At 50.0% G+C, this 19262-nt stretch carries 17 protein-coding genes; 13 read left to right on the forward strand and 4 right to left on the reverse strand.

Annotation, left to right across the window (positions count from 1 at the left end):
- Positions 1 to 7 precede the first annotated feature (7 nt).
- The 3 genes from HUU10_03290 to uvrA all read right to left on the reverse strand — a co-directional run bounded on the left by HUU10_03290 (position 8) and on the right by uvrA (position 6024).
- Positions 8 to 2422: a sodium-translocating pyrophosphatase gene (locus HUU10_03290; protein ID NUQ80613.1), complete on the reverse strand. Its 2415-nt coding sequence runs from the start codon at positions 2420 to 2422 to the stop codon at positions 8 to 10.
- A gap of 143 nt (positions 2423 to 2565) precedes the next feature.
- Positions 2566 to 3198, reverse strand: a complete 633-nt coding sequence (locus HUU10_03295; GenBank protein NUQ80614.1) for an oxidoreductase — start codon at positions 3196 to 3198, stop codon at positions 2566 to 2568.
- 9 nt (positions 3199 to 3207) lie between these two features.
- On the reverse strand, positions 3208 to 6024 hold the full coding sequence (gene uvrA, locus HUU10_03300) for an excinuclease ABC subunit UvrA (GenBank protein ID NUQ80615.1): 2817 nt from the start codon (positions 6022 to 6024) through the stop codon (positions 3208 to 3210).
- A 163-nt stretch (positions 6025 to 6187) separates the two neighbouring features.
- Between uvrA and rpsT the strand changes: the two genes are divergently transcribed.
- The 3 genes from rpsT (at position 6188) to HUU10_03315 (ending at position 8982) form a co-directional block, all read left to right on the forward strand.
- On the forward strand, positions 6188 to 6439 hold the full coding sequence (gene rpsT / locus HUU10_03305) for a 30S ribosomal protein S20 (protein ID NUQ80616.1): 252 nt from the start codon (positions 6188 to 6190) through the stop codon (positions 6437 to 6439).
- Positions 6440 to 6508: 69 nt separating this feature from the next.
- Positions 6509 to 7435, forward strand: coding sequence for an EamA family transporter (locus HUU10_03310; GenBank protein NUQ80617.1), 927 nt, complete (start codon positions 6509 to 6511; stop codon positions 7433 to 7435).
- 65 nt (positions 7436 to 7500) lie between these two features.
- Positions 7501 to 8982, forward strand: coding sequence for an FAD-dependent oxidoreductase (locus HUU10_03315; protein ID NUQ80618.1), 1482 nt, complete (start codon positions 7501 to 7503; stop codon positions 8980 to 8982).
- Positions 8983 to 9002: 20 nt separating this feature from the next.
- Here the strand turns inward: HUU10_03315 and HUU10_03320 are convergent, their stop codons facing one another.
- On the reverse strand, positions 9003 to 11087 hold the full coding sequence (locus HUU10_03320) for a GAF domain-containing protein (GenBank protein NUQ80619.1): 2085 nt from the start codon (positions 11085 to 11087) through the stop codon (positions 9003 to 9005).
- A 111-nt stretch (positions 11088 to 11198) separates the two neighbouring features.
- Between HUU10_03320 and HUU10_03325 the strand changes: the two genes are divergently transcribed.
- The 10 genes from HUU10_03325 (at position 11199) to HUU10_03370 (ending at position 19262) form a co-directional block, all read left to right on the forward strand.
- A complete protein-coding gene (locus HUU10_03325; GenBank protein ID NUQ80620.1) occupies positions 11199 to 11921 on the forward strand; it encodes an SAM-dependent methyltransferase in 723 nt (240 codons plus the stop codon).
- 47 nt (positions 11922 to 11968) lie between these two features.
- Positions 11969 to 12469 carry a flavin reductase gene (locus HUU10_03330; protein ID NUQ80621.1) on the forward strand — a complete coding sequence of 167 codons (501 nt, stop codon included), beginning with the start codon at positions 11969 to 11971 and terminating at the stop codon, positions 12467 to 12469.
- 78 nt (positions 12470 to 12547) lie between these two features.
- Positions 12548 to 12742: a CPXCG motif-containing cysteine-rich protein gene (locus HUU10_03335; protein ID NUQ80622.1), complete on the forward strand. Its 195-nt coding sequence runs from the start codon at positions 12548 to 12550 to the stop codon at positions 12740 to 12742.
- Positions 12743 to 12809: 67 nt separating this feature from the next.
- The gene (locus HUU10_03340; GenBank protein ID NUQ80623.1) at positions 12810 to 13622 is read left to right on the forward strand and encodes an HAD-IIA family hydrolase; all 813 of its coding nucleotides are present in this window, start codon (positions 12810 to 12812) and stop codon (positions 13620 to 13622) included.
- Between the two features lie 68 nt (positions 13623 to 13690).
- A complete protein-coding gene (locus HUU10_03345; GenBank protein NUQ80624.1) occupies positions 13691 to 14683 on the forward strand; it encodes an AAA family ATPase in 993 nt (330 codons plus the stop codon).
- Between the two features lie 5 nt (positions 14684 to 14688).
- Positions 14689 to 15603, forward strand: a complete 915-nt coding sequence (locus tag HUU10_03350; protein ID NUQ80625.1) for a DUF58 domain-containing protein — start codon at positions 14689 to 14691, stop codon at positions 15601 to 15603.
- Positions 15603 to 16535, forward strand: a complete 933-nt coding sequence (locus HUU10_03355) for a hypothetical protein (protein ID NUQ80626.1) — start codon at positions 15603 to 15605, stop codon at positions 16533 to 16535. The genes HUU10_03350 and HUU10_03355 overlap by 1 nt, the downstream gene beginning before the upstream one ends.
- Positions 16532 to 17548 (forward strand): VWA domain-containing protein, encoded by a 1017-nt coding sequence (locus tag HUU10_03360; GenBank protein ID NUQ80627.1) that lies wholly within the window; start codon positions 16532 to 16534, stop codon positions 17546 to 17548. The genes HUU10_03355 and HUU10_03360 overlap by 4 nt, the downstream gene beginning before the upstream one ends.
- On the forward strand, positions 17545 to 18591 hold the full coding sequence (locus HUU10_03365; GenBank protein NUQ80628.1) for a VWA domain-containing protein: 1047 nt from the start codon (positions 17545 to 17547) through the stop codon (positions 18589 to 18591). The genes HUU10_03360 and HUU10_03365 overlap by 4 nt, the downstream gene beginning before the upstream one ends.
- A complete protein-coding gene (locus HUU10_03370) occupies positions 18588 to 19262 on the forward strand; it encodes a tetratricopeptide repeat protein (GenBank protein ID NUQ80629.1) in 675 nt (224 codons plus the stop codon). Before HUU10_03365 ends, HUU10_03370 begins: the two co-directional genes overlap by 4 nt.

Below are 19262 nucleotides of genomic sequence, written 5' to 3' on the forward strand. Positions count from 1 at the left end.
TTTTAAATCAGGATTCAATACGCATGGCGTAGAAGGAACGCCACACGAATATTACCGAGATGGCAAAGAAAACAGCAGCAAGTATGGTTGTAAGTGTGCTGCCTCCATCTGCATTCATGCTCACTGCCAGTTCAACAGCGAGCAATCCGAACAAGGTTGTGAATTTTATAATCGGATTCATGGCCACAGAAGAGGTGTCCTTAAACGGGTCACCTACTGTATCACCGACAACGGTTGCTGCATGAAGAGCGGTTCCTTTTTCATGCAGTTCAGTTTCCACAATTTTCTTGGCGTTATCCCAGGCCCCGCCGGCATCGGCCATAAAAATGGCCTGGAACAACCCAAACAGGGCAATGGATATGAGGTACCCAATAAAGAAATAGGGTTCAATGAAGGCAAAGGCCAATGTACTGAATAAAACCACTAGGAAAATGTTAAACATACCCTTCTGTGCGTAGATGGTACAGATTTCGACCACCTTTTTGCTATCGGCGACCGAGGCTTTTTCGGTGCTTTCCAGATTCATATTCCGCTTGATAAACTCAACAGCCCGATAGGCACCGGTTGATACTGCCTGGGTGGCAGCCCCGGTGAACCAGTAAATCACAGCACCACCTGCGATCAGTCCCAGCAGGAAAGGCGCGTGAAGCACCGATAGGTTGGCCAGATTTTCGGAAAGTCCGTTGGTCAGCAGCACAATGATCGTGAAAATCATGGTGGTGGCCCCAACCACAGCGGTACCAATCAGCACGGGTTTGGCAGTGGCTTTAAAAGTGTTACCGCAACCATCATTTTCTTCGAGGTACATTTTAGATTTTTCGAAGTCGACCGTGTAACCGAAATCCTTTTTCAGTTCCTCCCTGATTCCCGGTTTTGATTCAATCATGGATAATTCGAAAATAGACTGGGCATTATCGGTAACCGGACCATAGGAGTCGACTGCAATGGTAACAGGACCCATACCAAGGAAACCGAAGGCCACCAGGCCAAAGGCAAAAACGGCCGGAGCGATCATCAGTTGGGAAAAGCCAAATCCACTAACGAAATAGGCAATTCCCATCAGCGAGATTATGGCCAGACCCAACCAGTAGGCAGAGAAGTTACCAGCCACAAAACCAGAAAGAATATCCAGTGAGGCCCCGCCTTCTTTGGCAGCCTTGACCACTTCTTTCACGTGTCCGGAATGGGTGGAAGTAAACACCTTTACCAATTCAGGAATCAGAGCGCCGGCAATGGTTCCGCAGGTAATCACGGCAGAAAGTTTCCACCACAGGGATCCATCTCCGAGATCCGGGATCAGGATTGCAGAAACCACAAAGGTCATCACGATGGACAGAATGGACGTCAGCCAGACCAGGGTAGTCAGTGGAATTTCAAAGTTGATCTTATCTTTTCCGCGATAAACCAGATTGGTGTACCAATGATTAATTCCCCAGGACAATGCAGAGGTCACGACCATCAGAACACGCATACTGAACAACCAGACCAGTAATTGAACCTGATTCACTGAATCGGGAACAGCCAGCATTATGAAAGTAATCAGTGCCACACCGGTTACCCCATAGGTTTCGAATCCATCGGCTGTTGGTCCGACCGAATCACCCGCATTGTCACCCGTGCAATCCGCAATCACACCCGGGTTCCGGGCATCATCTTCCTTGGCATTGAAGACAATTTTCATCAGGTCTGAACCGATATCGGCAATTTTGGTAAAGATGCCACCTGCGATACGAAGCGCAGCGGCTGCCAGAGATTCACCAATCGCAAATCCGATAAAACAAGGACCAGCATACTCATTGGGAATAAAAAGCAGAATTCCCAGCATAATCAGAAGTTCCACACTGATGAGCATCATACCAATACTCATCCCTGCTTTCAGCGGAATGTTGAAGACTGGCAGCGGTTCGCCCTTAAGTGAAGCAAAGGCTGTGCGTGAATTGGCATAGGTGTTCACCCTGATTCCAAACCAGGCCACTCCATAACTTCCGGCAATCCCAACCAGAGTAAAGGCCAGAATAATCAGAACGCGTTCAACAGGGAATTCCTGCAGGTAACCGAAGTAATAAATGATGACAATGGCAATAAATGCTTCGAGAATCAGAATAAACCGTCCCTGAGTAATCAGATAGGTTTTGCAGGTTTCATAAATCAGTTCGGAAACCTCGCGCATCGATTCATGAACGGGTGCATTTTTCAATTGGCGGAAAATGATAAATCCAAAGACATAGCCACCCAAACAGATCAGGATTCCCCATGCCAGAAGAGTCCAGCCATCCATCCCGAGAAATTGGACAGAGCTCAGATCTGGAATGACCAGATTGGCTTCTCCACCCCCCGGATTTGCCATGGCAACAAAAGGGATAAAAAGACCGGTAAGAGTGAAAAAGAGAAAAGAGACCAGTTTCTTGAAGTCAGGATGCATGGTGGTTTCCTTTTTTAAAGTTTACCCGGCACCGATACCGGGTCGACTTTCAAGTTACAGGATTTCACCGGTCCGGGTGATTAGGATTGAATTAAACTTTTAGCGAAGACCCGAAAAATAACAAAACGACCTGATTGGCTGGTTTACTTTCTGACTTTAAATTTTTGAATATCTGCTGATTCCAGGATGGTTACTTTTTCAGAAACCTGCAGTACCGATTTGACCATTGCACGGGCGACTGTGGAGGCAGGGACGGTTCGCCATTTATCTGGAAGGAGATTCATAACAGGCATAGCCATCATCTCACCGAGACGGAATTCGTTCCGGTCACCCGAGAGCAGAGATGGTCGCAGAATGATCAGGGAAGGAAATTCAAGGTCAATCAGTGCGGATTCCATCTCACCTTTTACCTGATTGTAAAACACCCGGGAGTTTTTGTCTGCACCAATGGAACTGATGACTGCAAAACTTTTCACACCAGATTCGCGTGCAGCCTTGGCCATCCGGACAACCAGATCAAAATCCACGGCCCGGAACGCTTCACGGGAACCGGCCTTTCTGATTGTGGTACCCAAACAGCAAAAACCGCAATCAAACTGGACAGGTCCGAAGGTGGTCTCATCAAATGTGCTGATGCGGTAATCAACCGACGGAACCGGGGCAACCGGATTATGTCGGACGGGTGCGAAAATGTGAGAAAATCCCCGGTGAGTAGTCATTTCAAGTGCAACAGCCTGACCAACCAGGCCGGTACTGCCAAACAACAAGGCTTTCATAATCCCCTTTCAGAGAAACCGGGGTTCACGGTTCAGATATTTCCCCAGAAATCGTCCGGTATGACTTTCAGGATGAGTGGCCACAGTTTCAGGAGTTCCTGCAATGACCAGGTTGCCACCTTCGTCTCCGCCCTCGGGACCCAGATCGATAATCCAGTCGGCACATTTAATGACTTCCAGATTATGTTCAATAACCACCAGACCATGGCCGCGGTCAATCAGTCGCTGAAAACAGTCAATCAGCTTTCTGATGTCGTCAAAATGAAGGCCTGTGGTCGGTTCATCAAAGAAAAACAAGGTGTATTCCTGTTTTTCATCGGCCAGATGGGAGGCCAGTTTCAATCGCTGTGCTTCACCGCCCGACAAGGTGGTGGCACTTTGTCCGAGTCGCAGATAACCCAGTCCCACATCATCCAGTACCTGAAGACGGTTTTTAATCTTTCGGTATTTTCCAAAGAAACGAATGGCTTCTGAAACCGTCAGTTTAAGGATATCCGAGATGGATTTCCCGCCAAGTTTCACTTCGAGCACTTCCTTTTTAAACCGGCTGCCGCCACAGGCTTCACAAACCAGCTGTATATCGGCCAGAAACTGCATTTCGATGGTCACCACGCCATCGCCCTGGCAGGCTTCGCACCGACCGCCAGGTACGTTGAAGCTGAACGTTCCCGGTGTGTAATTTCTCAATTCTGATTGCGGCAATCCGGCAAAGAGCTGACGGATGTCATCATAAATTTTCAGGTACGTAACGGGATTGGAACGTGGTGTTTTTCCAATCGGAGACTGATCCACCATTTCGACATGCCGGATCAGTTCTGACCCGGTCATGGTCTGGAACCGACCCACCTTTTCATTGTATCCGCCGCGTTCTTTTTTGAGGGCCGCATAGATCACCGAATGAACCAGTGTCGATTTACCCGAGCCGCTCACCCCGGTCACACACACAAAATTGTGAAGCGGAATTTCAACGGTCAGACGTTTCAGATTGTGGTGCATGGCACCTTTCACCACCAGTTTCTCTGCAGAAGCGGGACGCCGGTTTGCCGGAAGCGGAATCGATTTTTTGCCCGACAGGTAATCACCGGTCAGGGTGCCCTGGGCTACCATCAGATCACTGAGCGGACCGGAAAACACCACTTCACCACCGAGTTCTCCTGCCTGAGGTCCCATGTCGACCACATAATCGGCAGCCAGAATGATATCCGGATCATGTTCAACAACAAGAACGGTGTTGCCCAATGATTGCAAAGCCCTCAGAATCCTGATCAGACGTTCACTGTCTCTCTGATGCAGGCCGATGGAGGGCTCATCGAGCACATATAAGGACCCCACCAATGAGCTGCCCAGACTGGTTGCCAGATTGATCCGCTGACTTTCCCCGCCGGAAAGGGTATTGCTCAGTCGGTTCAAAGTGAGATAATGAAGTCCGACATCATTCAGATACCTGAGCCGTTTTCGCAATTCGAACAGGATGGTTTTGGCAATTTCCTGTTCATGGTCCGGAAGCACCAGGTCATGAATCCAGCGGTTGCCATCGCGGATGGTAAATCGGCAGATGTCATCAATCGTTTTTCCATCCACACGGATATTCAATGCATCGGGGCGGATCCGGCTGCCGTTGCACGTGGGACAGGTTGTGTATCCCCGGTACCGTGCAAGCATAACGCGATAGTGAATTTTATAGGTCTTTTCCTTCAGTTCCTCAAAGAAACCATCAATACCAAGAAAACCTTTACCGCCTTTTCTGATTTTTTGCCGGTGACTTTCTTCCAGCATGAACCACGGCACATTCACCGGAATCTGTTCGGACCGGCAAAAGGACAACATCAGAGTCTGATAGTGAGCATGAACCGGTGTTGAAAATGGATGAATCGCTCCGTCGGACAGTGTCCGGGTGGTATCGGGAATCACCAGATCCATGTCAATTCCCATGGTGTTTCCGAATCCCTGACAGGTGGGACAGGCACCAAAAGGGTTATTAAAACTGAACAACTGAGGTTCAGGAACAGGATACATGATCCTGCAATGAGCACAATCGAAGGCATCGGAAAAATGGTGCCAGTCACCGTTTCCCGTCAGGACGGAACATCTTCCCATCCCTTCCCGGAAGGCTGTTTCGGCTGAATCGGAAAGACGGTTATCGGCCAGAATCCCGGGCGAGGCTTTCAACCGGTCCACCAGCACGTAAACATCTTCTTTCTTAGCTCTGACCTTCGGCTGTTCCTCCAGGTCGACCACTTCTTCCTTCACCAGCAACCGGGTAAAGCCACGGTCCTTCAGAACAGCCAGTTCTGCATCCAGAGTCTTACCCTTATGACCATGAAGCGGAAATACAATCCGGATGGGAGTTCCTGCCTTCAGTCCGGCGACCAGTTGTTGCACATCCCGTGCGGAATGGCGGCTGACTTCCCTGCCGCAGGATGAGCAGAACGTATGTCCGATGCGGGCAAACAGCAGTCGCAGATAGTCATAAATCTCGGTGGTTGTCCCTACCGTGGAGCGTGGGTTCCTGGTGTTGGTTTTCTGCTGAATGGCCATGGCGGGCGAAATACCCTGGATGAAATCCACATCGGGTTTTTCCATCCGGGACAAAAATTGTCTTGCATAGGCACTCAGGCTTTCCACATAGCGTCGGTGCCCTTCTGCATAAATGGTATCAAAGGCCAGGGAGGACTTTCCGGAACCGGAAACCCCTGTGATCACAATAAACCGGTTACGTGGTAACTCAAGGCTTACATTTTTTAAGTTATGGACCCGGGCACCACGGATTAAAATGGAAGATTTCCTGGTCTGAGGGGACGTCGGTTTTTTTGCCGTTGTTTTCATGGTTCGAAACGGTGAAGATACCGAGTAAAGCTGGTTTTTTGAAATAAATCTCACCAGCCCGGATCGGTTCATTCCCAGTTCTGTTAATTTTTACCCGGTTCCGGCATTGCGTTCTTTAAACCCATCCTCTATATTTGCACCTCTTTTATTTCAAGGAAATCGTATGCCCAGTCACAAATCTGCCAAAAAGCGGATGCGCCAGAGTGCAAAACGGAATGAAGCCAATCGCGCTGCACTTGGTAAAATGCGGACTCTTATCAAAAAAGTGTTAAGTACCAAAGAGAAGCCAGAAGCAGAATCGTTGTTGAGTGATACTTACTCTGTCATTGACAAGGCCAGCAAAAACGGCCTGATTCACCACAACAATGCTGCACGTAAGAAAGCCAGCATTGCCGGCTATATTAAAAGCCTCTGAGCCCTTTTCCCTTTTCCATTTACCCGACGGGTTGTCGGGTAAATGGTCTTCCTCCTACCTGCTGATCTAATGTTCCGGGCTTCTGGTTCATCCGTCCGGGGACTGATCTTTGTTTTACTCGCCGCCTTTTTCTGGGGGATCTCAGGAACGGCTGCCCAGTTTCTCTTCAGCCATCAGATTGAAGTCATGCAGGTTGTCCAGACCCGGTCCAGCTTTGCTTTTGTTCTTTTTGCAGCCTCCATCCTTCTTTTCAGACGGGAAAGCCTCCGGGTCACCCCGCCACGACTTGGTTTGCTTGCCCTGGCCGGTATCATTGGTATTGGCTTTTCCAACTACACTTACTATGCCACCATCTCGGTCTCAACCGTATCCACCGCCATTATTCTTCAATACACTGCCCCTGTGCTGGTGATGGTTTATGGTATCCTGACCCGAACCGAATCGGCAGGATTGACCAAATGGCTGGCACTCAGCATCAGCCTTTCCGGCTGTCTGCTTGCGGTGGGAACCGGTGGTGCCGACCTCTTCTCTGCAGGACCTGCTGCCATCGCCATCGGTACGGCCTCGGCCTTTTGCTTTGCATTCATGAGCATCATCGGAAGACGGCTGAATGCTGACCCCACGTCTGATCTGTGGGGGAATCTGGTTTATACCATCGGATTCGCTGCTCTTTTCTGGGCGGTTTTTCAGCCTCCCTGGCAATGGTCAGACTGGAATCTGGATACAACAGCCTGGCTGATGCTGATCGGGTTCAGCCTGATTTCTGTTCTGCTTCCCTATCTCTTTTTCTACCTCGGACTTACCTTTCTGCCTCCCACAACCGTGCTGATTATTTCTACTGCCGAACCCGTAACGGCTATGATCAGTTCCTGGCTGATTCTTGGTGAATCCATGTCTGCATTTCAGATTACCGGTGCCAGTCTGGTTCTGCTGGCCATTCTGATCCTTGGATTGGATTACCGGCGTCGCCCCCCTTCTCAAGCAAGCCAGACCTGACTCTTTTTCATCCGATCGGGGACCAAAACGGAACAGGACCACTACGATCTGACGTTTCATCAGTCATGAAATCAACTCCCCATCAGGACATTGTAATTATTGGAAGCGGCATCGGCGGACTGACCGCCGGAGCACTGCTGGCACGATCGGGCAGACGGGTGCTGATTCTCGAAAAAAATCACCTTCCCGGTGGCTGTTGCTCCACCTTCACCAGACAGGAATTCCGGTTCGAAGCCGGTGCCACCACCCTGATGGGATTTGATCAGTTCCAGCCGCTGGGTCGCCTGGAGCGGGAAATCGGTCTTCAACTGGATAAAATCCGGCTGACGCCCCCCATGACGGTCTGGCTGGATGATCAACCCATCGTCCGCCACGAAAACCTGACCGACTGGATCTCAGAGGCCAGCTCGGTATTCGGCCCTGAAGGTCAGGATGCTTTCTGGCAGCTTTGTTACCAGGTGGCTCAGGATGCCTGGGAAATCTCTTACTCGATGCCCTACTTTCCCCCGGGGAACCTTCATGACTGGCTGATGCTCTCAAAACCTGACAACTGGAGGTTTCTGAAGTCTTTCCCCTGGGTCATGAGATCCACCGCACAGGTTATCAGAAATCTGGGACTGGCAGACAATGAGAAGTTCATGCGGTTTATCAATCAGCAAATGCTCATTGCCTCACAAGCCTATTCGGCGGATACCCAGTTTCTGGTCGGTGCCCCGGTTCTGACTTACACCAATTCCCCAAATTACTACCTTTCAGGCGGTCTCATTCAGTTACCCGATCAGCTGATATCCATCATCCGTGAAAATGGAGGTGCCATTCACTACCGTAAAGAGGTCAGCAAGGTGAAACGAACCACTTCCGGCTTTGAACTGACCTGCACGGACGGATCGCTTTACCAGACCAGGAAACTGATTTCTAATACCACCATCTGGAACATGCAGGACCTGATGAAAGGAACGCAAACGGACTATTTCAAAGATCTGAGTGATCGTTTTTCATTCGGATGGGGAGCCTTTATTCTTAATCTGGGAATCAGAGATCGTTTTCCGGTACTGGATTCACTCCATCACCAACTCATTTTCAAGACACCGCTTCCCTGGCTGGAAAGCACCTCGGTTTTTCTTTCTGCCAGTCATCCTGCCGATGAATCAAGGGCCCCGGACGGGTACCGGGCTATCAGCATATCAACTCATGATCCGCATCCCGAGGTGTGGTTTTCGCTCAACCCTGCAGAGTATCAACGGCGCAAAACCGATATCATTTCAGCCATCAGGGACAGACTCAGCCAGGTACTGCCACTCGGTCCGGATGACATCCGGGTGGAGTTCTCGAGTACTGCAAAAACTTTTGAAGAATGGATCGGGAGAAAATACGGACGGGTTGGAGGCATTCCGGCAGCCGGTCTGAAAACCATTTTCAGAATGGCCAGCCCCAGAACACCCGATGATCATTTGTATCTGGTTGGTGACACCACATTTCCCGGCCAGGGAATTTCAGCCGTGGCACAAAGCGGAATCAACACTTTTCTGAGGGTCATCTCGGACTGAGAAGCCCTACCCGTTCCTGATCAGGAAGCGGGCTTTTCTTCAATGACCGAATACACCTTTGCTTCGACAAACAGGTTGAAAAGCGTTTCATCCACTTTTTTCGCCTTGACTTCATAACCCAGAATATCCAACGCTTTCTCAACCGGAACCGCCCGTTTATAAGGACGGTCATTGGCGGTCAGCGCATCAAAAATATCCGAGATGGTCATGATTTTTGACTGAATGGGGATCTGGTCAGAAACCGCCTTTTGCGGATAACCGGAGCCATCGAGTTTTTCATGGTGCATGTAGGCAATCTTCGGAACATGCCTCAGATCATTGGTCCACGGTATCTGTTTAAGGAAATTAAACGTGTGGGTCACGTGGCTTTCAATTTCAAGTCGCTCATCTTCTCCTAAAGAGCCCTTTTTGATGGACAGTCGTCTGACTTCATGTTCGGTCAGGAAGGGAAGCTCACCCACACCTTCCACATCGAGGCGCCGTGTTTTGATTTCCTGTAGCAGATCGAAACCAGCCGATTCCAGTACGGTGGGTTCATTTGTTTTTATAATGAACTCGAGGTAATCATCCAGTTCCTTCAGACGCGAGGCGGCTTCGGCATCAACCTGCTGAATCAGCGGTAACGCCTTGTCCCTCGACTGGTCGAGCAAATACCGGACCTTCTGTTCACAATAAGCCAGTTTCATGGATTGACGGAGTATGAGGTACCGGCTTTTCAGTAACTCCAGCTCTCCTTCATATAATTTCTTTGCTTTGACCAGAACGGGTTCCCTGACACCAATTTTCCCGAAATCGTGCAACAGGGAGGCATATTTGATTTCCTGAAGATCTTTCCAGTTAAACTGGATACCGCTGAACAGCGATGTTTTTGCTTTATTCACGGCTTCAGCAATACCAACCGACAACGTTGCCACCCGCTCGGAGTGACCCGAAGTGGTTGGATCCCGGGCCTCGATGGCAGTCACGCTGGCTTTAATGAATCCTTCGAACAGAATTTTGATAGATTCATACAAGCTCCGGTTTTCATAAGCCACAGCAGCCTGAGAGGCAAATGACAGAGTCAGTTCTTCATCCTTTTGCGTAAAGGGAATGACCTGATCGGTGATATTTTGTTCACTGTCCAGTTTGACTGCCTTGTCCCGCTTCTTATTGATCAGCTGAATAACACCGATCGTTTGTTTCTCGCGGTTAAGCATCGGGACCACCAGCATCGATTTGGTCCGGTACTTGATGAAATCATCGAAGCTTTTGTTAAAGTGGTATGGAGTGCCTTCCGGAATAAAATACACATCCTCCAGGTTCAGAATGTTGCCGGTCAGGGCGGTGTATCCCGACAAGCTCTTGTCGGAGATTTCCATTGTGAACTCTTTGAAGGGAATCGACTTGGTATAATTATAGGTATGCTTAAAGCATAAAACCTTATTTTTCAGATAGTTATGTTTATCATATTCCACATCCGGCTTATCCTGAAGGATGTAGAGTGACCCTGAATCGCAACCGGTGATGTCAATGGAAATGGTCAGAATCAGATCGAGGAGCTTGTGAATATCGGTTTCAGAGGACAAGGCAATCCCGATATCATTCAATTTCTTGAGCGCAGAAGCCTGCGCATCCAGATCGTCGTGCAGTTTTCTGATTTCGATCCGGTTAATCACTTCGGTCTGGACTTTACGGAGGGATAAAATCAGGCTGGCCGGTGTAACGGGATCCTCGATGATATCGACCACTGCTTTTGCCGAAATCAGTTTCTCAAGACCAAACTGGTCGTGCAATTCAGCAGCATTTCCGACAGCGATCACCGACACTTTATCGAGCATGGAAGGAGAAATTCTGGCCCGGACCGTTTCAAGGACGGATAAATCGACCAGAATGACCGAGGAGAACAACTGGCTGATCGTGGCATCATCCGATACAGTGTTGATTTTTCTGAAATCCAGTTTTTTAATCTGTGTGACGGAGAGGTCCTGACCAAAAGCGGCTTGCAACTTTGCGAGTAACGACTCATCAAGCCCAACTCCATCAAAAAGGTGAAGATGTGGCTTGAACCCATTGTGGAACCCCGTGGTGGAACCGGCTTTTTTAGCTGGTGCCAAGGTGTTTTTCATGAACGTTACTCCGTTTTTTACCGATGGGAATGGTAGTGAAAAAATTGTTTAGATTCAATTTACACAGTTTTTTTCATTAAAATTGTGACCTGGCTTATTGGAAATTAAAAAATGGAAACCGCTCTCTATCTGCTCCCAAACCGCCTGTCGGAAAGCGGGCAATCTCCGTGGCTCGACCACCAGGGACTCCGTGAACTGGTCACCGGCCTGGACGGACTGTTTATAGAGTCTGAACGGGGTGCCGGTCGGTTTTTGCATGCATTGGGCGTGTCGCGTCATATCAGGAACTACCCGGTCTGGTTCCTGCCTGATCTTTTAAAACCAGATCGGCTGCAACAGGCGATTGCCTCGGTAAAACAAGGCGAACGATGGGGCGTGGTGTCCGATGCCGGGTATCCGGGAGTGGCTGACCCCGGCGCAGAAATTGTCAGAATGGCGCATATTCAGAGTTGGAAAGTGGTTCCCTTTCCGGGTCCATCTTCTATCATTCTGTCACTGGCTGCCACCGGATTAAATGGTCAGCGATTTCTCTTTCAGGGATACCTGACCCGCAAGAGCACGGACCGGATTCCGGTCTTGCAGGCACTGGAACGCGAATCGGCTGCAAGAAACCTGACCCAGATTTTTATCGAAGCTCCTCATCGGAACCAGGATATGCTGTCCGACTGCCTCAGAGGCTTGCAGCCAGAGACCTGGCTGGGCATTGCAACCGATCTGACCGGACAGAACGAATCGATCCGGAGCAGGCAGATCCATGACTGGAAAAAGGCCCAATGGAAAGCAGATGACAGTCTTCCTGCGATTTTCCTGATACAGGCACGGCCGGAATCATAATCCGCCGCCGTTTGTTATGATGCCTGTTCATCAATAAAGACAACTACATGCCACATCCACACGAGACACCCACCCTGGCTGACCTGAAGGAATCGGTCTACTCACTTTCCTACGGAGTCTATCTGATCACCGTGGGCAACGGACCCATCCGATCGGGAATGACCGTCGTTTGGGCGTGCCAGCTTTCCAAAGATCCGATCCGCATCGGAATCGGAATCACCCCCGATTCTGTCACGGCCGGGCAACTAACCGCTGTCAGACAATTCTGCATTCAGGTTCTCACGGCCGGACAGGAACCGATTGCCTACCGGTTCGGGTCCTCTTCCCTTTCTCAGGATGAAAAATTCGGCACGGACCAATGGGAGGTCACCCCTGCCGGTCATCCTCTCCTGCCTGGCACCCTCGCCTGGATGGATGCCGAGGTGGAAACCATCACCGACCTGGGTACACATCTCTGGGTGACCGCCAGTGTGGTGAATGGAAAAAAGCGCAATGGATCCCCCCTGATTTATCACAATGGACAGATTAAGACCTTTCCGGGTCTCTAATCTTCTTCTAATCTGATTTAATTGAATATAGGCAGGGTAACTCCTAAATTTCTTTCGGGAAACGACCGGGAGGTTGCCATGTTCGAAGAATCACTAACCTACGTTTGCCAGTTTTGCGGCAGTGTCAATAACATTGACATCGACGAGCTGGATGCCTACCATCAGGAGTTTTATGAAGGTTGCGAAATTTGCGACCACATGAACCTGATCATCATCGACAAAGATGACTATACAAAAACGTATCACCTGGCAGTTTATGGTGATTACGACTGAAAAGAACCTCATTTAACACCCCCTCTTCTTTTCAGTTTAGTCCCCCCGGTTTTATCTTTACTTTTCTATGCCAAAACTTTCCTGGATTGCCGATATCCGTCATTTCATTTTTGATCTGGATGGAACCCTGATTCTTGGGAATCAGGTTCTTCCCTTCGCCCGGGAATGTCTGACAAGAATCCGTCAGACCGGCCGTCAGTTTACCATCGTCACCAATAATTCCTCCCGGTCCATCGACAATTATTACCGGTTCCTGAATCACCTCGGGTTTCCGGTGCAGCCGGGTGAAATACACACCTCGGGTAAGGCCACCGCCCATTACCTGAGCCAGGTAAAACCAGAAGCATCGGTTTATCTGATGGGGACACGGGCGCTGGTTGAAGATTTCAGCCAGTTTGGAATCGTCTGTGTGAATGAACTGGATGCCGAACCCATTGATTTTGTGGTACTGGCTTTTGATCAGGAACTGTCTTACCGGCGTATTGTGGAAGCCAGTCAGCTGATCCGGCAGGGAATACCGTTCATCGCCACCCATGCCGATATCAACATTCCGACCGACCGGGGTTTGCTGCCCGATTGCGGTGCCATGATCTCCCTGTTCGAAACCGCCACCGGGGTCAGTCCCAAGGTGATCGGAAAACCCAATCCCGAAATGATCAGGCCAATCCTTCAGGAGTATCAGCTGAACCCCGATCAGGTGGTGATCATCGGCGACCGGCTATACACCGATATCGAGATGGGCACCCGCAGCGGAATCAGAACCATCTGGGTGCAAACCGGCGATACCAAGCCAAGTCAGAATCCGAAAGTGACAGGTACTCCCACCGTTACCCTTCCGAATCTGGGTCCGTTGTGGAATCAGCTCAGCCAGATTGGTTAATCCGGAACCCAAGACCTGCATCATCGTCAGATACGAAGCCTAATTAAACCAGAAAACGGACAAAGAGTATGAGTGTAGACATCGCTGCATTGAATGAGCAGATACGAATCGAATCGGCCTTTATCGATCAGGTTCACCGGGAGTTTCAGAAAGTCATTGTGGGGCAATCCTACATGATCGACCGGCTGATGATTGGTTTGCTCTGCAACGGACACATCCTGCTGGAAGGAGTTCCCGGTCTGGCGAAAACCCTCACAGTCTCGACACTGGCAAAAATTATTGACGCCCGGTTTCACCGGATTCAGTTTACTCCCGATCTGTTACCAGCCGATCTGACCGGAACCCTGATGTATAATCAGAAGGAATCGACCTTTTTTGTAAGGAAGGGACCGGTCTTTGCAAACATCATCCTGGCTGATGAAATCAACCGGTCACCGGCAAAGGTTCAGTCAGCCTTGCTGGAGGCCATGCAGGAAAAGCAGGTTACCATTGGCGAGGAAACCTTCAGGCTGGAAGAACCCTTTCTGGTTCTTGCCACACAGAATCCGGTTGAGCAGGAAGGAACCTATCCACTTCCCGAGGCACAGGTGGATCGTTTCATGCTGAAAATTCTGGTCGGTTATCCGAGCCGGGAGGAAGAATTGACGATCATGCGTCAGAATGCAGTCACCACCTCCCGGCCAGAGGTTCAGACCATAATCAAGCCGGCACAGGTAATGAAGGCACGACAGGTTATCAACCAGATTTACATGGATGAACGGATCGAGAAGTACATCATTGACATCATTTTTGCGTCGAGGAATCCGGAAATAGTCGGCCTGAAATCCCTGAAACCTCTGATTCAGTATGGCGCTTCACCCCGTGCCAGCATTTACCTGAATCTGGCGGCGCGGGCGCATGCATTTCTCAAACATCGCGGGTATGTAACCCCCGAGGATATTAAGGCGGTTGCATGGGATGTTCTCAGGCACCGGATCATTCTTTCCTATGAAGCCGAGGCTGAGGAAAAGACCGCTGATAACATCATAACCGACCTTCTTTCTAAAATTGAAGTACCCTGATTTTCATGGTTGCTGACCATCAGAATTCCGGTCCGGCCGGCACCGGTGTTCCGCCCGCCGTTTATAAAAAGATACGGCAGCTCGAAATACGCACCCGCGGCATCGTTACGAACCTGTTCGCCGGGGAGTACCGGTCGAACTTCAAAGGCTCCGGAATGGAATTTTCCGAGGTCCGGGAATATCAGTTCGGTGATGACATCAGGAGTATTGACTGGAATGTGAGTGCCCGCCAGGGAAAACCCTTTATCAAGGTTTTTCAGGAGGAGCGCGAACAGACCCTTATGCTGATGATTGATGCCTCGGGGTCCTTGTGGTTCGGATCGAAATATCCCATCAAGTATGATTATGCCATTGAACTGTCGGCAGTGCTGGCTTTTTCGGCCATTAAAAACAATGACAAAGTCGGCCTTTGCATTTTTTCAGACCGGATCGAACGTCTGATACCACCAAGGAAAGGCCGCACGCACGTGCTGCGGGTCCTCAGAGAACTGTTTGCTCATCAGCCTTCTGAACGCCCGACCAATCTGGCTATGGCCATTGATTATGTGAACCGCCTGCTCAGACGCCGGAGCATCGTTTTCCTGATTTCTGATCTGGAAGCTACCGGATTTGATAAATCGATACGGATTCTCAACAGTAAACATGACCTGATCACCCTTTTACTGCGTGACATGGGTGAACTTGTTCCTCCACCGATCGGACTCACTCATCTGCGGGATCCTGAAACTGGTACCACTCAACTGGTGGATCTCAGTTCCGAAAAAGTCCGGGACCGGATCAGAGAACATTATATCAGGCAACATGCAGATACCCGTGACCTTCTGAAAAAACTGCAGGTGGATAGTGTCGAATTGTTCACCAACCAGGATTATGTGGATAAACTGATGACCTTTTTCAGAAAAAGAGGAAAACGCTACTGATGACCCGCTGGATTGTTTTTCTCGGTTTGTGGATGCCTGTTTCAGCGTTAGCCCAACATCCGGCCGACTGGAAGGTGGTTTTCCTTCCGCCCGATTCCATGATGATCGGAGATACCCTGTCCCTGTCGGTTGAACGCACACTCTCCCCTGGTTACCAGTGGAGTTTCAAACCAGACAGTGCCCGGATGAAGAACTGGGAACTGCTTCCTCCCGAGGTCCGGACCGATTCGGCGGGATGGTACAGCTGGAGGCAGCAGCTGGTGTTCTGGGGAATCAAACCAGATACACTGACCCGATTAAAATTCACCCTGAAAAAGGACACCGATTCGGTATGGTTTGAACTGCCAACCACCCTCATTTTCCCTGATCTGATCACCACACCAGCTGATACCACTCCGCGACCCGAGAAGGATATTTATCTGACTTACCGTCCATGGTGGCACTGGGCACTGATGATTCTGGCCGGTCTGATCCTGGTTGGATTGATCACTGGTGCCATCATCTGGTACAAAAACCGGAAAAAGGCACCAGCAGAATCCTTGCTGCAACCCGTAGCTATTCCAGATCCCTATCAGCAGTTTCTTGAAGGAATGGCTGCGCTTAAGTCACGCGGTCCGGAATGGATGACCGACATCAAGGGTTTTTATACCGATCTCATTGACCTGCTCAAATCCTATCTCGAGTCAGTAACCGGGAAGCCAGTCAGAGAAATGACCAGTGATGAACTGCTGAACTGGCTGTCAGGTGAACCGGATCTGCAGGGAAAACTGCCCGACATGCTTCTGCTGCTGGGAAGGGCTGATCTGATCAAGTTCGCCAGACAATCGGCTGCGAATGAGCAGATGCTGGCCGATTTTGATGCAGTCGGAAATTCGGCTTCACTCATTGAAACATCCAGAACATCCGGTGAAACGGGAGGACCTGTTTCGTGAACCTGCAATTCGAAAATCCGGTCTGGTTCTGGCTGCTGCTTTTTCTTCCCGCCTGGATCACGGTTCACTTATTCTACCTGAGGAACCGTCGGCCCGCCCTGATTTACGGTTCTCTGGCTCCTGTAAAAAGCCAGCGGAGAACCCTGTGGGTCTGGATCGCACACAGTCTTCCATGGCTGGTGATGGTGGCCTTCGTTTTACTGGTAACCGCTCTGGCCAGACCGCAGTTGGTAAACACTGAGCGAGTGATCAGCTCGGAGGGAGTCGACATTGTTCTGACTCTGGATATTTCGGGGTCCATGCGTGCCACCGATCTGAACCCGAACCGGCTGGCGGCTGCACGTGAAGTGGCGCGGGACTTTGTTGCCGGTCGCGAAGCAGACCGGATCGGGCTGGTGGTCTTTGCCGGTGAGGCCTACACCCAGGTGCCGCTGACCCTTGACTACCAAATGCTTAAGGATATGATCAGAACCACCACATTTGATGATCAGAATCCCGGAACCGCCATTGGAATGGCCCTTGCCGCCAGCATAAACCGTTTACGCGATTCGGAAGCCAAAACCAGAATCATCATTCTTCTGACCGACGGACGGAACAATCAGGGATCGATTGACCCCATTACCGCAGCCGACCTGGCACTGAGTCTGGGAATCCGTGTTTACACGGTTGGAGTCGGTCGGCTGGGTCAGGCCGAGATTCCGGTCACCGACCAGTTCGGGAGGACGGTAATGGTGCGGCAGGAAGTGGATGTTGATGATGAAACCCTTACAAAAGTAGCCACCCTGACCGGAGGCAAGTATTACCGTGCAACAGACAATACGTCGCTCCGGAACATTTATACAGAAATCGGTCAGCTGGAAAAAACCAGAATTGAAGTAAAGACCTTTAATCAGTACGAGGATGTGTACTGGTGGTTTATGATTCCTGCACTTGCCTTGCTGTTTCTCGAATGGGTGCTGATCAATACCCGCCTCAGACAGGTAACCATCGTAAAAAAATGGAGAACCGGATGAAATTTGCCTGGCCGGACTACGCACTCCTTTTTCCGATTTTGCTGATTGCCGGGGTCCTCGTATGGATCTATCAGCGATATCAGAACCGGCAATTACTGAACTATTTTTCCACCTCGAATCTCGAAAAGCTGGCAGACAGACCCTCGCACCATTTACCGGTTCTGACCTTAATCCTCTGGTCTTTCATGTGGATTTTCCTGGTGGTAAGTCTGATGGGGCCTCTGCTTGGTGAACGGATACGGGAAGTGAAATCGAAGGGAACCGACATCATCATTGCCCTTGATGTCTCCAATTCCATGCTTGCGCAGGATATACAGCCCAGCCGGCTGGAAAAAACCAAACTGGAAATCAGAAATTTCGTCAGTCAGCTGAAAGGCGATCGGGTCGGATTAATTGTTTTCGAAAACGATGCCTTCCTTCAATGTCCGCTGACCACCGATTACTCAGCCATATACATGTACCTGGATGCCATCACCACCGGCTACCTTCCCAATCCGGGCACCAACCTGGCCGGACCGGTTTATCAATCCGCAGAAGCCTTTAAGCGAACACTTTCCATTGGGGAAACAGCCGAAGACAAGGAACGAACCCGCATTCTGGTGGTTTTATCGGATGGAGAGGACCACGAAGGAGGCCTGAACGAAGCCATTGCCTTCGCGAAGGAAGAACGGATCCGTGTTTACACAGTTGGGGTGGGTACTGCTGCTGGCGGTCCGATTCCGGTAACCGACCGGTTTGGAAAAGTCACCGATTTCAGGCGTGACCGGTCGGGCAATGTGGTCACCACACAGCTTAAGGAACAGAATATGGCAGAACTCGCCAGTGGAACCGGCGGAGAGTATTTCAGAATCGGGTCGGCCTTCTCTGATTTTTATAAACTGAGCGATGTGGTCAGTTCCCTGAAAAAGGAGGATTACAAAGCTGAGGAAGTGCTCGATCTGGATAATAAATTCCAGTATCCGCTTGCGGCCGGATTGGTTTTATTCATGTGCCTGACCGGCTTAACTCTTTTCACCACCCGTAAAAAGGAACCCCTGTCATGATCTGGTTGATTCTGGCGTTTCTTTCCCTGGATATCGGGAATCTTCAGAAGGCCGATCTTCTTTATAAGAAGGGCCAATATGCAGAGGCACTTCAACTGTATCAGAACGAGCAAAAGGAAAGACCGGATGACCCTCTGCTTGCATTCAACATTGGTAATACCCTGATGAAACTTGGCAGGCAGGATGAAGCGGTCCGCCAGTATCAGTTATCTGAATCCCTCACAAGATCGGCCCCGGTGGCCGGCAAGTCGGCCTATAACCGGGCGCTTGCCAATATGAAGCAACAGGAAATGGAAAAAGCACTGCTGGACGCACGCCAGGCTGTGAAATTAAATCCGGCCGATCCTGATGCCCGTGCCAATGCCGAGGTGATTTCCCGTCTGATTGACCTCAGGCAGCAACAACAGAAACAGCAACAGAACAAAGACGATAAAAAAGACCAGAACAAACAGGATCAGCAAAAACAGGAACAACAAAAGCAGGACCAGCAGAAAAACGATCAGAAGAAACAAGATCAGCAAAAGCCAGATCAGCAGCAGCAACAAGCCACCATGCCAAAAGAGCAGGCTCAGCGTTTACTGGATGCTTTGAAAAAAAATGAACAGGAAGCACTTCTGAAAAAGAAAGAAATGCAAACCCGTCAGCGACGGAAAACCGACAAGGACTGGTAA

It is taken from the genome of Bacteroidota bacterium (genome assembly GCA_013360915.1).
In the GTDB taxonomy this organism is placed as follows: domain Bacteria; phylum Bacteroidota; class JABWAT01; order JABWAT01; family JABWAT01; genus JABWAT01.